This is a genomic window from Vibrio sp. ECSMB14106 (assembly GCF_000972265.1).
GTDB classification, from domain to species: domain Bacteria; phylum Pseudomonadota; class Gammaproteobacteria; order Enterobacterales; family Vibrionaceae; genus Vibrio; species Vibrio kanaloae.
On the sequence record NZ_LAUM01000047.1, the window covers coordinates 1 to 13,984 of the forward strand.

The 13,984-nt window shown below is 42.8% G+C and carries 11 protein-coding genes; 4 read left to right on the forward strand and 7 right to left on the reverse strand.

Annotation, left to right across the window (positions count from 1 at the left end):
- Positions 1-121: 121 nt before the first annotated feature.
- Positions 122-1,684 (reverse strand): methyl-accepting chemotaxis protein, encoded by a 1,563-nt coding sequence (locus WR49_RS19820; RefSeq protein ID WP_046225164.1) that lies wholly within the window; start codon positions 1,682-1,684, stop codon positions 122-124.
- A 166-nt stretch (positions 1,685-1,850) separates the two neighbouring features.
- A complete protein-coding gene (locus WR49_RS19825) occupies positions 1,851-2,318 on the reverse strand; it encodes an Lrp/AsnC family transcriptional regulator (protein ID WP_017058109.1) in 468 nt (155 codons plus the stop codon).
- A 153-nt stretch (positions 2,319-2,471) separates the two neighbouring features.
- On the opposite strand from WR49_RS19825, the gene WR49_RS19830 reads away from it, so the two are divergent.
- The 3 genes from WR49_RS19830 (at position 2,472) to WR49_RS19840 (ending at position 7,088) form a co-directional block, all read left to right on the forward strand.
- Positions 2,472-3,437, forward strand: a complete 966-nt coding sequence (locus WR49_RS19830; protein WP_017058108.1) for a hypothetical protein — start codon at positions 2,472-2,474, stop codon at positions 3,435-3,437.
- A gap of 501 nt (positions 3,438-3,938) precedes the next feature.
- Positions 3,939-4,283 (forward strand): hypothetical protein, encoded by a 345-nt coding sequence (locus WR49_RS19835; RefSeq protein ID WP_017058107.1) that lies wholly within the window; start codon positions 3,939-3,941, stop codon positions 4,281-4,283.
- A gap of 48 nt (positions 4,284-4,331) precedes the next feature.
- Positions 4,332-7,088 (forward strand): immune inhibitor A domain-containing protein, encoded by a 2,757-nt coding sequence (locus WR49_RS19840; protein WP_046225165.1) that lies wholly within the window; start codon positions 4,332-4,334, stop codon positions 7,086-7,088.
- A gap of 166 nt (positions 7,089-7,254) precedes the next feature.
- Here WR49_RS19840 and WR49_RS19845 read toward each other — a convergent pair whose 3' ends face one another.
- Positions 7,255-8,430, reverse strand: a complete 1,176-nt coding sequence (locus WR49_RS19845; RefSeq protein ID WP_046225166.1) for an MFS transporter — start codon at positions 8,428-8,430, stop codon at positions 7,255-7,257.
- Positions 8,431-8,652: 222 nt separating this feature from the next.
- Between WR49_RS19845 and WR49_RS19850 the strand changes: the two genes are divergently transcribed.
- Positions 8,653-9,555 (forward strand): LysR family transcriptional regulator, encoded by a 903-nt coding sequence (locus WR49_RS19850; RefSeq protein ID WP_046225167.1) that lies wholly within the window; start codon positions 8,653-8,655, stop codon positions 9,553-9,555.
- A gap of 103 nt (positions 9,556-9,658) precedes the next feature.
- On the opposite strand, the gene WR49_RS19855 is transcribed toward WR49_RS19850, so the two are convergent.
- The 4 genes from WR49_RS19855 to WR49_RS19870 form a co-directional block, all read right to left on the reverse strand.
- Positions 9,659-10,423: an iron ABC transporter ATP-binding protein gene (locus WR49_RS19855; protein ID WP_017058103.1), complete on the reverse strand. Its 765-nt coding sequence runs from the start codon at positions 10,421-10,423 to the stop codon at positions 9,659-9,661.
- Between the two features lie 12 nt (positions 10,424-10,435).
- The gene (locus WR49_RS19860; RefSeq protein ID WP_046225168.1) at positions 10,436-11,386 is read right to left on the reverse strand and encodes an iron chelate uptake ABC transporter family permease subunit; all 951 of its coding nucleotides are present in this window, start codon (positions 11,384-11,386) and stop codon (positions 10,436-10,438) included.
- Positions 11,379-12,332, reverse strand: a complete 954-nt coding sequence (locus tag WR49_RS19865) for an ABC transporter permease (RefSeq protein ID WP_017058101.1) — start codon at positions 12,330-12,332, stop codon at positions 11,379-11,381. The genes WR49_RS19860 and WR49_RS19865 overlap by 8 nt, the downstream gene beginning before the upstream one ends.
- Before the next feature lie 99 nt (positions 12,333-12,431).
- Positions 12,432-13,358, reverse strand: coding sequence for a siderophore ABC transporter substrate-binding protein (locus WR49_RS19870; RefSeq protein WP_017058100.1), 927 nt, complete (start codon positions 13,356-13,358; stop codon positions 12,432-12,434).
- Positions 13,359-13,984 lie beyond the last annotated feature (626 nt).

Genomic DNA, 13,984 nt, shown 5'->3' on the forward strand with positions numbered 1-13,984 from the left:
TCTAGCTTAATCTTGAATACATAGTCTCACCCTTAAATGGGTTGATGCATACAGAAAGCCCCGCATGAAAATGCGGGGCTTTTTTTGTCACTGATTTCTCATTCGGGTTTCAATCTAACGGCTATTTATCTTCGAAACGCTTCGCCAGTTGGTAGAACTCATTGACTTGTTCTTTTAGCTCTGTGGAGTGGTCTTTCACTGAATGCGTGGCAACCAAGTTTTGCTCTGCTGTCGAGGCGATAGACTGCATGTGTAGATTGACCTCACTCGACAGCTCACGTTGTTTATGTGCAGAATTTTCAACAGACTGCATGAGTTCATTCATGGATTGCATTAGGTTTTCGACTTCCGACAAGCGCTCTGCACTTACCTTCGCAACATCACCACACGCGTCCGTTTGCTCTCGGTTCGCCAGAATATCTTTTTGCCACCCTTCAATCGTCGTTAGCATGGTATCGATGCTCTCTTTGATCTGAACCGTAGCCTTTGAGGTTCGACCCGACAACGCGCGCACTTCGTCGGCAACGACAGCAAAACCTCGTCCTTGCTCGCCCGCTCTGGCCGCTTCAATCGCAGCGTTAAGGGCCAACAAGTTGGTTTGTTCGGCGATTCCACCAATCTCTTCCATTATCTTGCTTACGCTCTGCGCTTGATCGCTCAGTTGGTAAGTCGTTTGAGTCGCCTTTTCAGCCTGAGAAGCTAGGCTCTCTAAGTTTTGATGAGTTTGATTAATACTCTCTTTAGCACCAGCACAGGTTTGCAAAGTCACATCAACAATCTGATGCGCTTCTTCAGTGCGAGAAGAGACCTCATTGGCGGTGACTTCAACCTCTTCTGTCGCCTCTCGTACTTGAAGAATGTCTTTTGTTTGTTGATCTAAAGCTTCTGATACTTCAAATGACGTGGCATTCAAGTTGTCAGCCAAATCTTGTAACGGCTTGGCAGAGTCTGTCATACGACCTAATACGGTGCGAATTCTTGCAGACAATAGTTTCAAGTGAAAATCGGCAACAGAGAACTGACTATTACCTGAATAGACAAGGCGACTGACACTATCGAATTTCGATTGCAGCTTTTTCAACTGCAGTGGAGTATCTATCAGCTCTTGTCGGAAAAGCAACGCTAATGCTGAAACAGGCAGCAAGCTAAGAAGCCATTGGGATACTTGCCCTACTTCAATGAGATTTGAAATCAGAGGCGCAGTCAAAGAGCCTAACAAAACCGCGTAACGAACACTGTCACTGATCTTTAATGACCATTGACGACCCGACTTTTCAGCCTTCAACAGGCTTTGATAAGCCTTGTCTGCAACTTGTATCCATTCATTCTTGGGCTTAACACGAACAGACTGGTAGCCACTCACCTTACCATTGTCGTAAATTGGAGTTACGTAAGCATCGACCCAATAAAACCCACCGGATTTAGTTTTGTTTTTTACGATGCCACGCCAAGCTTTACCTTGCTTTAGGTTAACCCACATATCAGCAAAGGCGGCTTTCGGCATATCGTTATGCCTTACGATATTGTGGTGTTGCCCTAGCAATTCTTGTTGGCTGTATTCCGCGATGCGACAAAAAGCATCATTACTGTACGTAATCACGCCTTTTAAGTCAGTGGTAGAGACAAGTTGTTCGTTTTCGCTGAGAAGTGTTTCACGAGATTGAGTAGATGAGCTGACAGTCATTATATTAACTTAGGTTAATTATTATTTTAGGCGAGGAATATATACAATTATTAAAGTTATGACAAAATGTGAACGTCACATTTTGTGTAAATGCCTACTATTTATACAAATATTAGCTAAGTACCTCACAAAGCTAATAGCTTCACATATCTTCTCAAGCTAACAGTCATGACTCATCTAAGTTTACTGCAGTGGTAAATTTCACGGTTTTCATTGAGACAGAGGTATGGAATTTACGAATATTCAGATCTTTGCGTAGTACTCGCTCCACAAAGCCTTCGTAGGCTTGAATGTCTTTGACCGTCACAATCAACATGAAATCAAAGCTGCCTGATATCTGATAGCACTGCGTGACCTCTTCTGCCTTTGAAATAGAGTGGCGAAAGATTTGGTAAATATCCCCTCGGTCACGCTCCATTTCCACAGATACGACCAAAGTCATCTTACTGCCTGTCAGTTCTGGATTAATGATGGACACATCACCGACAATCACGCCCTCTTCTCTCAGCCGTTTCACTCGCTTTAAGCAAGCAGGCGGTGATAACCCAACCAGCTCAGCCAATGTCTGATTAGGGATTCGGTTGTTCTTTTGTAGTTCAACCAGAATGCTTCTATCTATACGGTCAATCACCATAATTTCTTAAACCAATAAATTTTTGACTTATAATTTTTAATACTACGATAATTAAAAAATCTATCGCAACTTTAAAGGTCAATTTAGAAATCTAAATCACAACAATCACGGTAAGATCTTCTCATACCAAACAATCGAACCATGGTCGTAACTATGAAATCAACCTATCAATTTTTTAAAGAACTCCTTAGAGAGATTTTCGATGTCACCTCGACTCTTTTCCGAATCATGATTCCAATTATCATCCTGATAAAGGTCGTTGAAGAACTTGGCGGCATCGTGATTCTTAGCGAATGGCTGAGCCCAATAATGGAAAGCGTCGGCTTACCGAAAGAGATGGGCTTAGTATGGGCAACCACCATACTCACTAACATCTATGCGGGGCTGATTATTTTGATCAATTCCGATGCTCCATTAACGGTTGCTCAAGCCTCAGTTTTAGGCAGCATGATGCTTCTCGCCCACTCACTGCCGATTGAGGGAGCAATAGCCAAAAAGGCAGGCGTGAACTGGCTGGCTACGCTGTCGGTACGAGTCGGTGGTAGCTTAGTGTTGGCATGGCTACTCAACCTTAGCTATCAATACGGAGATTTGCTCAACTACCCAGCAACGGTGCTTTGGCAGCCGGAAGTATCAGGAGACACAAGCTATTTGGGTTGGGCTATTGAACAGCTCAAGAGCTTTGCCGTTATCTTCATGGTGATTTCAGCTCTATTACTGCTACTCAAAGTTTTAAAGATTCTCGGCATTGAAAAGCTCATGGCAATATTGTTAAGACCATTCTTGAGGCTGCTAGGAATCAGCAAGGATGCAACCAACCTAACGATCATCGGAATCACGCTTGGTCTTTCGTTTGGCGGCGGCTTATTGATCAATGAAGCTAAAAAGGGACATATCTCCGCGAGGGATGTATTCACCGCAATCATGCTGCTCAACATGCTCCACAGTTTGATTGAAGACACGTTGTTGATCATGCTTATTGGAGCCGACTTCTACACCATATTTTGGGGAAGGTTAGTATTCTCAGTGCTGGTTATCGCTTTAATATCCAACATCATTAAGCGCATAAATCCAAGTACTTGCGAGCGTTACTTTTATCGAGATGTCTCTCAATCATAAGTAAATCACCAACGAAAATAATAGAAAAAGAGCTCAAATACGGGCTCTTTTTTACGAATTGGGGCTCCTATCACCTCCGCTATTGTTAATATTTCACGTCATTGAAACACTAAAAATCACTCTCAATACCCTAATTATTGATATTTGAGGAGAAATAATTTTCAACCTAGGTATTTATTAAACACTCAATTATTACATGCATTTTTTAAACATCGACAATAAAAAACTTGATCGATCAATTATAATACCAAACCTTGCACAAAGCGCTCTCCAGAATAATATTTATCTCTTCGGCACTATTATTAAAAATTAAAACTATCAACTATTAATGCATCCAACCCCACTAAATAACTGACAATAAAATAAATAACAGTCACTATTTGATATTAACTATTAATGTTGAAATCGGAACGAATAATAACTTGTAATGATTATCTGTTTGATCGGCTAATTTTATAAATATATTTTGTTACATAATCAAAACTGATGGCTTGATATAAAATGTCACACAAAACAATGGCTTTAATCGTTCTACTTTTTTCCTCACTGTCACAGGCTTCCACCATTGAGAATGATGAACTGTTGCTTAAGTCATTGATTGAACGAGGTGTTATTTGTCCTGGCTTAACCTACGAGGACAATCATGAAGCTTTACGTATCTATCTCAACGCGAAGCAAATGAAAAGCCGTCAGTTTGATTCAAAAAAAAGACAAGAAACAGGCAATATAAATGAGGTAGCGGATACCAACAAGTTAGTTAATAAAAACAAATCAACTAATAAACGTCAGATACCTAAAACACCAAAAGAGTGTATTAAGCCAAACTCGGACAACCGTTCCGAATAAGGCAAGTTGATTCTGATATCGACATGGAAATACAAAAAAGGAAATGTAATGAAGATAATGAGAAAAACATTGTTGGCCTCAGCAATGCTTACTCTGTTTAGCGTCAGCAGTTATGCTAAAACACCGATTGATTTAGGTGTTGTTAATGAAGACAAACTCATTGAAATGCTAATTAGACAAGGCTTAGTCGACCAAGATACAACCGATGTGGCAAAGCAGGATGCGCTTGACCGTTACTTGAAAAATAAGATCAATTCCGGTTTTAAGGGCGATGCACAATTCGGCAAAAAAGCGCTTGAGCAACGAGCAAAAATACTCAAAGCCATAGAAAAAGGATCTGGCGTTAACAAAGCAAGCGTCTTTGCTTTAGAAGTCGACACCAAGCGTACAGACAAGGTGCTCGCTCTACTGGTCGACTTCCCTGATTTGAACTGGGATGACAACAAGCTGACCGAAGAACACACTCAGATGTTGTACGAGAGCTACAACCCTGAGCATTATCAAGAATTGCTGTTTTCAAATTCTGGCTACACAGGGCCAAATGGCGAAAACCTAATCTCTATGCGTCAGTATTACCAAAGCGAATCAGGTGATAGTTACAGCGTTGCAGGTCAAGCCGCAGGTTGGTATCGCGCCTCGAAACCTGCATCTTTCTATGGTGGTAACTCCCCGACGACCGACAACGATCTCAACGCACAAGAATTGGTTCGCGAAGCGCTGAATCAACTGGCTCAGGATCCTAGTATCAACCTAGCCGATTACGATATCGAAGATCGCTACGATTACGACGGTGACGGAAACTTCCGTGAACCCGATGGCGTGATTGATCACCTGATGGTATTTCACGCATCTGTTGGCGAAGAAGCCGGTGGTGGCGTATTAGGTCCTGATGCGATTTGGTCTCACCGATTCAACCTTGGTCGTACACATGTGCTTGAAGGTACCTCTAGCTCGCTTCCTGACCGCTTTGGTGGCCAATACGCGGCATTTGATTACACTATTCAACCGATTGATGCGGCAGCTGGTGTTTGTGCCCATGAATATGGCCACGATTTGGGTCTACCAGACGAATACGACACTCAATACACAGGCAAGGGTGAACCTGTCTCTTATTGGTCAATCATGTCTTCGGGTAGCTGGGCTGGCAAAATTGGTGGCACACAACCAACGGCATTCAGTTCTTGGGCAAAGCACTTCCTTCAAAAATCGATTGGTGGTCGTTGGATTAACGATGATCAAATCTCGATTGATGACCTTGAAGACAACCCACAAGTTTATACGCTGTTCCAAACGACGGATAACAGCCGTCCGAACATGATTAAAGTGGATCTTCCAGAAAAACAGATCGAAGGTTTAAAACCGTTTGCTGGTGAGTATTCGTTCCACTCTCAAAAAGGTGATGACCTGAAAAACAGCATGACTCGCAAGTTGGTGATTCCAGCTGGTGATTCTGCTCTGCTTTCGTTCAAAACTTGGTATGAGATTGAAAAAGATTACGACTTTGCGCGCGTACTCATTAATGGACAAGCCATCGCAGGTAACATTACCTCAATGGACGACCCATACAATACAGGTCTCGTACCTGCTATTGGCGGCGAGTCTGGCGGTTGGATTGATGCTGAATTCGATGTTTCACAATGGGCAGGCCAAGAAGTAGAGCTTTCGTTTGAGTACATCACCGATGGTGGCTTGGCAATGGAAGGCTTCTATCTGGATAACCTCAGTGTAGTCGTGGATGGTGAAGTGACATCAATAGACGATGCTGAAAGCAACTCAACCTTCGCTCTTAATGGCTACAAGCTGAGTAATGGATTCCTCCAAGCACAACACTACTACCTGCTGCAATGGCGCAGCCACATGGATGTTGATGAAGGTCTAGCCAACATTAAACGTATGGGTCAACTGATCTCATTCGATCCGGGCTTGATCATTTGGTACGTAGACGAGTCGCTAACTGATAACTGGGTAGGTAAGCACCCAGGCGAAGGTTGGTTAGGTGTCGTAGACGCAGACCAAAATGCCATGACTTGGGAGAAATCCGGTGAAGTCGCTCAAACTCGTTACCAAGTTCGTGATGCTGCGTTTTCTCTCAAAGATCATACTCCAATGCGTCTTGTGAACAGTGACAATGATGTACTTGAAGATACCAGTTTGCTTGGCAATGCTAGCTTCTCTGACGACCAAGATTATTCGTCTCCACAAGCACCTGATTCAGGACGTATTTTGACTGAATTTGGCTTAGCCGTTGATATTGTGAATCAGAGTGACAACAATGAATACGGTGTGGTGCGCTTATCTAAAGTAAGCCAACACAACGTCACACCTACTGCGAGCTTCGAGCTCAATGTTACTGGCCTGAACGTTTCTGCACATAACTCCAGCTCTGATCAAGACGGTGAGATCTCCAGTTACCTATGGGACTTTGGTAACGGTGCAACAAGCAACGAAATGGCACCAACTTGGTCTTACGAGCAAGCCGGTGATTACACGGTGAGCTTGACTGTTGTCGACGACAAAGGCGCCACTGATTCGTTCAGTTCTATAGTGAGTGTTGAATCTCCGAACGCCCTACCGGAAGCAAGTGCGAAGTACATCCACTTGGGACGCTGGGTAACCATGTGGTCTACAAGTTCAGACAGCGATGGCCGTATTGTTGATACCGAATGGACGCTTCCAAATGGAAAAGTAAAACGAGGTCGCACCTTCACTTCTATCTTCCCTTCATACGGAAAGCATGAAGTAACGCTAAAGATAATCGATGACCAAGGCGCCACAGTAACAAAAACAATCCTAGTCGATTTATAAATCGTTATTACCTAAGACTTATCCATTATTATCTAAGGTTTATTTATGATTACTTAAGGTTCATCACGGCTTTCCGCAGAAAGCCGCGATGAACCTTTTGTTTACATGCGAGGCAGAAAAGCGGCGTCAAGGTGAAAGACTTTCTAGCCAACAACCTGACCCCCTCTTACACAGATTGTTTATGAATGTGAGATTTTCGAGCACTAAACGCAAACATCATAATCACCGCTAACACGAACGGGAGTACGTAAATATTTAGGTTTTGCCAGCCCGCGGTCGATTCTAACCAGCCGGATAATAGCGCGGTGACAGTGACACAACCAAATACAACAAACTCGTTAAATGCTTGAGCCTTGGCTTTGTTCTGCGACTCATAAGATTGGCTAAACAAACCCGTTGCGGCGATGAACATAAAGTTCCAACCCACGCCAAGCACAACCAAAGCCGCCCTAAAGTGCCAAATCGATACACCATGGATATTGATGGCAATACTCACCACAAATAGAACACCACCAACAAGGATCATCATACGTGATCCAAACTTCTCGATAAGGGAACCCGTAAAGAATGCCGGCACAAACATACCCAACACGTGCCACTCAATCACACCAGCGGCCTTAGTAAAGTCAAAGCCACAGCCGATCATCGCCAATGGTGTTGCGGTCATCAAAATATTCATTACGGCATAAGCAACCATCGCAGCAAACACGGCACCAATAAAGTTCGGCGCTTTAATGATCACACTGAGGGGATCGGCTTTTGGTGCTTGGCTATTAAAAGAGACTTTGGGAAACTGAATTGTTTGTAACAACGCTAAAGCTAATATGTTTAGGCCGATCAACGACGCAAAAGCACCGATATACAAACCATCTGCTGACCATTGCTGAGACATGATCGCTAAGTTAGGCCCCAATACAGCGGCGAGAACGCCACCAGCCATTGATATTGAAATCGCACGATGCCGTGCATTTTCGTCACACACTTCAATTGCAGCGAAGCGATAAAGCGTACCAAAACCGATCCCAACTCCAAGTAAAAATGTGGCGAGGCAAAACAAATAGAAATGTTGCTGAGATAACGCGTAAGTTGCGAGGCTTGCTCCGGTAATACCGACTACATTACCAATACTAAAGCCTCGTTTTCGTCCTAACTTTCCTGAAATTAAAGACGCTGGAATAGTGGCAGCCATTAAACCCAAAAACTGCAGCGCAACCGGCAAAGTAATCATGCTGACACTAGGCGCAATCTGTTTGCCTATCAAGCCAATCACCGAAATCAGTAATATGTTACCTGTCATCAATAAGGCCTGACACAGTGAGAGCAGCCAAACATTTCTATTCATCTTCGTTCCTAAATATGAGCACAGTTGATCAATAGACCAAAAATCCAACAAAGTCGCAACACTTTGTTACTCATAAGATACTCCACGAAGTCAACTAACCGCTGATTCTCAGAAATTCCCTATCACTTCAGTTTTGATTGACGCTAGTTTAGGCGCTAGATTTGAAATTATCATAATTAAAGATAATAATAATTTTTTGTTATTATGGAATAAAAGGTGAGTATGATTAATCCACTTTGGCTCAATACATTTAAAACTCTGGTTGAAGTTGGTCATTTCACCCAAACCGCAGAAAAGCTGTATATGACGCAGCCTGGCGTTAGCCAACACATCAAAAAGCTTGAGCAAGCTTGTCACTGTGACTTGTTATCGAGAGAAAATAAGAGCTTCGAACTGACCGAACAAGGCCGGATTATGTATCGTTATGCGCTTAAACTAGAGAAAGACCAAGAAGACCTTTTTGAGTCTCTGAGTTTTGACAACCCGTATTCAGGACAATGTAACCTTTCGTGCTCTGGCTCTTTATCTCTGCGCCTTTATCCAAAGCTTCTTGAATTGCAGCAACAACATCGAGAATTAAGCATTCACCTAGAAGCTGCGCCAAACCAAAAGATATTAAATGATTTGCTCCAAGGCACGACTGACATCGGCATCGTTAGACACTCGCCCAACGACAGTTATTACCAAAGCCAAGTCATTGGCAAAGAAGCCTTGTGTCTTATCGTCCATCACAGTCTTGCTGATTTAGAGATAACGCCGCAAGTACTTCATGACATAGGCCTGATTGCCCATCCAGATTCTGCACACTATTTGTCTTTGTATTTCGACCTGTGCGGAGATAAAGACTTAGCGAACATCAACGTTAATGAGATACCAAGATCTGGCTACATCAATCAGCTTCACCAGATCTTGCTACCTGTATCAAAAGGGCTTGGGTTTACGGTTTTACCAGCGGGCGCTGTGGAACATTTTCCAGAACGCGATAAGTTGTATGTAGTTCCTCCAAAAGTAGAAGTTGAAGAAACCTTATATTTGATTCAGAAGCGAAACAGAAAGCTACCACACAGATACAACACTGTGATTGAGTTGATCAAACACAGTGTCTGTCATTCGTTCGTTTCGTAGATTGACCGAAAGCCTTTAATGCTAAGAGTTACGAGGGGTAATCATAAAAGTAAAGGCTAGGTTCTTTAAGTGATATCAATTTTCATGGTTGGATACAGCAAGGTTATCGACCTGAGTAATACATACAGATGCGAACGCCATCGAACTCACGAATCTCAAACGGGATCTCGTAGATCGATTCCATTACTGACTTTTCAACCACTTCAGAGACCTTACCCGACTTAACCACTTGGCCTTTTTTCATTGCAACAATGTTATCTGAGTAACAAGAAGCAAAGTTGATATCGTGAATCACGATCACTACCGCTTTATTAAACTCATGCGCTAAACGACGAAGCGTCTGCATGATTTCTACCGAGTGCTTAATATCAAGATTGTTGAGTGGCTCATCCAAGAACACATAGTCGGTATCTTGCGCCACAACCATTGCAATAAACGCCATTTGACGCTGACCGCCACTCAACTCATCTAGGTATTTGTTTTGAATATCAGTAATACCGAGGTGCTCTAACGCAGTATCAACAATTTTATTATCTTCTGCTTTTAAGCGACCTTGGGAGTGAGGGAAACGACCAAAACAGACCAACTCACGAATCGTAAATCGCATGTTGATGTTGTTTGACTGTCTTAGGACAGCAAGGTGCTTTGCCAGCTCTTTGGTATCCCATTCAGCCAGTAACTTGTCACCAATAATCACCTCACCAGCGTCACTTTCAGTTAAGCGACTCGCCATTGAAAGCAATGTACTTTTCCCCGCACCATTGGGGCCAATAATAGAAGTCACTTCGCCTTTTGGGAACATAGCACTGGCATCATCCACCACGAGTGATTTGCCATACTTCTTACTCAAACCTGTTAATTTAATCACTACTTACTACCTTTAATGAATTCTGGTGCGTAACAACAAAAACATAAAATATAAACCGCCAACCAAGTTAATAATCACACTCACCGTGGTTTCAAACGCCATCACTTTTTCAATAAACCATTGCCCAGACACCAACAGCACCACTGCTAACAAACTGCTGGCGATGATAAGCACGCGGTGTTGATAAGAGCTGAACATCTGACGAGCCAAACTCACGGTGATCAAGCCAAAGAAAAGCACAGGCCCGACTAAAGCAGTGGATATCGCCACCATAATGGAAACAATGATTAACGTAATTTGGGTAAGTCGCTTAGTGTTCACACCTAAACTTGTCGCATTATCGACCCCAAGCCAAAGCACATCGAGCTTGGGAGCCAGAAGCCACAGGCCAAACACGCTCAACCCCAATGGAATAATACTAAGGTAAACCAACTCACCTTTTACGTTGTTGAAGCTTGCGAACATCACATTCTGCAGCACTGCAAATTCGTTTGGATCAATCAACATAGTTAAGAAATTGGAAAGGCTCGAGAATACGCTGCCACACACAATACCAATCAGCAACAGTGTAAATACGTTGTTTCGTTTACTCTTGAAATAGAAATGAAACAACACAAATGAGAACAAGATCATCACCGCCACAGACAGTGAAAAGTTAGCGATAACGTCAATTACCCAAAAACTGGTACCACCGAACACAAACAAAAGAGACGTTTGAACCAGCATGTATAAACTGTCAAAGCCCAAAATTGAAGGTGTTAAAATTCGATTATTAGTGATGGTTTGGAAAACCAGTGACGACGCCGAGATCGCCACAGCCGCCAACACAATCGACAGCACTTTAGGTAGTCGCAAAGACAAGAAAAACTCATAGTTATCCCACGTAAGTCCCTGCCCCACAAAGACTGCCGCCATACACAAAGACGCGATGGCCAGAATCGCAATTTTTACTGAATCACGCATTCGACTTGTCTCTCATGATTAGGTAGATAAAAATCAAGCCACCAAAGATGCTGATTACCATCGAGATTGGAATCTCATAAGGGAAGATGATGACTCGAGCTAACAAGTCGCAAGCTAACACCAAGATCACGCCCCAATAAGCCGTCCAAGGTAAAATTTTCTTCATGTTATCGCCCATCATTAAAGACACAATGTTAGGAACGATTAGACCAAGGAATGGAATAACACCGACGATCATCACCACAGAAGAAGCACAGATCGCGACTAGAGAAACACCGATAAAAACAATCTTCTGATAATTCAGACCGATGTTTTTTGCAAAGCTCTCGCCAATACTCGCCGCACTAAATTGGCTGGCGAAGTAATAAGCCAACACACAAGCAGGAACCGCGAGGTACAGAGTTTCATAGCTGCCTTGTAACACACTCGCAAAATTCGCCATTGTCCATGCCGACATGGTTTGCACCAAGTCATACTTGTAGGCGATAAATGTCGTTAGAGACGAGACAACGTTACCATACATAATACCAATTAATGGCACCAAAACCGCATTCTTAAACTTAAGATGTTGTAAGAAACGAACTAATAACAAGGTACCGAAAACTGCAAACGCGAAGGTGAAGCCTAAGTAGCTCCATTGCGCGGCGTTACCCAGCATCAGTATACCAACGATATACCCCAACATGGCACAGTCAATCGTACCCATCGTGGACGGCGAGGCGAACTTATTTTGCACGATCTGCTGCATGATCAAGCCAGAGACACTCAAACCCGCTCCGGCAAGCACAATCGCGAACAGTCTAGGGATCCGACTAACAATATAAATAGAATTGGCGTGTTGGTTGCCATTTAAGAAATCACTAAAATTGATTTCAGCAACCCCAACCATCAATGACGCCACACATAACACAACAAGAAATACAGCAGCTGCAATGGGTTTCAACATAGAAATAACACTAAAGGTAGGTCTCGGGTAGCCCGTATGGAAAGTGAAAAAGGGCTTATAAGAACGCTCTTATAAGCCCAAGAATCGAACTATTGGTTACTATTGAATGGTACGTTCAATGTCACCAAGCATTCTGTGAATCGCAGTTACACCGCCACCCGCCAGATACCAAGCACTTGAATCGAGGTAAACAATATTGCCCTTTTGCGCTGCTGGTGTTGCGGCTACTAATGGATTATTGAATAGCTGTTGTGCACGCCCCTCTGACTTACCAATCGCTTTTTCACGATCGAGAACGTAAAGCACTTCGGGTTTTGCATCAGCAATGTATTCGAATGAGATTAAGTTACCGTGACTCCCTTTAATTGGGGCCACTACCGCACTCTTTGATTCAACGAAACCAAAGTCATCAAAAATGATAGAGAACCGGCTGCCTTTGTTGAACATCGCAATATTATTACCGTTGTTCATCAACATCATTGCTGAAGTTTCGTCAGACGCTACTTTGTCGTTTACTGCTGTGATAGAAGCTTGAGTCTCTTTAATGATCGCTTCGACTTCAGCTTGCTTACCAAAGATGTCGCCTAGTGCGCGCCAATTTTGCTGAGCATCAGCCCAGTACTTGTCACCTTCAATAGAGAACATGATGGTCGGAGCAATTTGTGCCAGTTTGTCGTAAACCTTAAGCATGCGGTTTTCCGCGATGATGATGTCAGGTTTCAACATGTAGATAGCTTCAAAATCAGGTTCGCTTAATGAGCCTGTATTTGCCGTCGTATCTTTGTACGAAGCTAGGTAATCAGGCAGCAAGCTATGAGGCGCGCCAACTGGCTGCACACCGATTTGATCAAGCACATCTAAGCTACCGTGGCCTAGAACCACCACTCGCTGTGGTACTGCAGTAAACTGCGCTGTACCTTTTACATGCTCAATGGTGACGGTTTCCGCTTGAACGACCATCGTGAATGATAACGCAACAGCAAGCCCGCTCAATAATTGGCGAACTGAATTGATTATTTTTTTCATGTGTCTTCCTGTGTTGTTGATACAAACCGCGACTCACTTATGAAAGTCACATGATTCATAAGTAATCTGATGCGTAAACAACAGCTAAATAACGATAACGTAAAGTTTGTTATTGAATGAGTAACAAACCAGCAACGCAAGTGATAATAGTTATCAATTATATTCGCATCAAGTGCGCAGCACAACAACTTTTGTATTCAAATGCGTAAAAGTGGATATTCATATCTGGTTATCTCGGTTAGCAACTTGCACCATTAACGACAGTCATTCTCGTTGCAAAAACAACCATATCGTATTAAAAAATAAATCAGTGAAGCATCAAACCTTTCATATTTTGAAACCAATCATCAGCCATCATTATGTTCATCAACCTCCCTATAAATGGAATTCTGTGTACTGATTATTTTAGGTTTAATTGAAAATAAAGTTGTAATTAAAAAAACTAGGCGTATAGTGCGTCCTCTGGCTCTGATTTAAAGAGCTGTTAATGCTAAATTCAGTTCAAGTTCCTCATAGACAGTTCTCGATTCCCTCGTTACACCATCTCTGCGTCAGCTTTCACCTAGATAGTCATTCAATAGCTTTCAAATTCGATCCCACTACCGTTCTATTCGTTATTTGCTTTT

Bases quoted from the DNA above. Each gene is read 5' to 3' on its own strand.
- WR49_RS19860 (WP_046225168.1), bottom strand. From the start codon at position 11,386: ATGCGTGATTCAGTAAAAATTGCGATTCTGGCCATCGCGTCTTTGTGT.
- WR49_RS19850 (WP_046225167.1), top strand. From the start codon at position 8,653: ATGATTAATCCACTTTGGCTCAATACATTTAAAACTCTGGTTGAAGTT.
- WR49_RS19830 (WP_017058108.1), top strand. From the start codon at position 2,472: ATGAAATCAACCTATCAATTTTTTAAAGAACTCCTTAGAGAGATTTTC.
- WR49_RS19840 (WP_046225165.1), top strand. From the start codon at position 4,332: ATGAAGATAATGAGAAAAACATTGTTGGCCTCAGCAATGCTTACTCTG.
- WR49_RS19865 (WP_017058101.1), bottom strand. From the start codon at position 12,332: ATGTTGAAACCCATTGCAGCTGCTGTATTTCTTGTTGTGTTATGTGTG.
- WR49_RS19845 (WP_046225166.1), bottom strand. From the start codon at position 8,430: ATGAATAGAAATGTTTGGCTGCTCTCACTGTGTCAGGCCTTATTGATG.
- WR49_RS19825 (WP_017058109.1), bottom strand. From the start codon at position 2,318: ATGGTGATTGACCGTATAGATAGAAGCATTCTGGTTGAACTACAAAAG.
- WR49_RS19870 (WP_017058100.1), bottom strand. From the start codon at position 13,358: ATGAAAAAAATAATCAATTCAGTTCGCCAATTATTGAGCGGGCTTGCT.
- WR49_RS19835 (WP_017058107.1), top strand. From the start codon at position 3,939: ATGTCACACAAAACAATGGCTTTAATCGTTCTACTTTTTTCCTCACTG.
- WR49_RS19820 (WP_046225164.1), bottom strand. From the start codon at position 1,684: ATGACTGTCAGCTCATCTACTCAATCTCGTGAAACACTTCTCAGCGAA.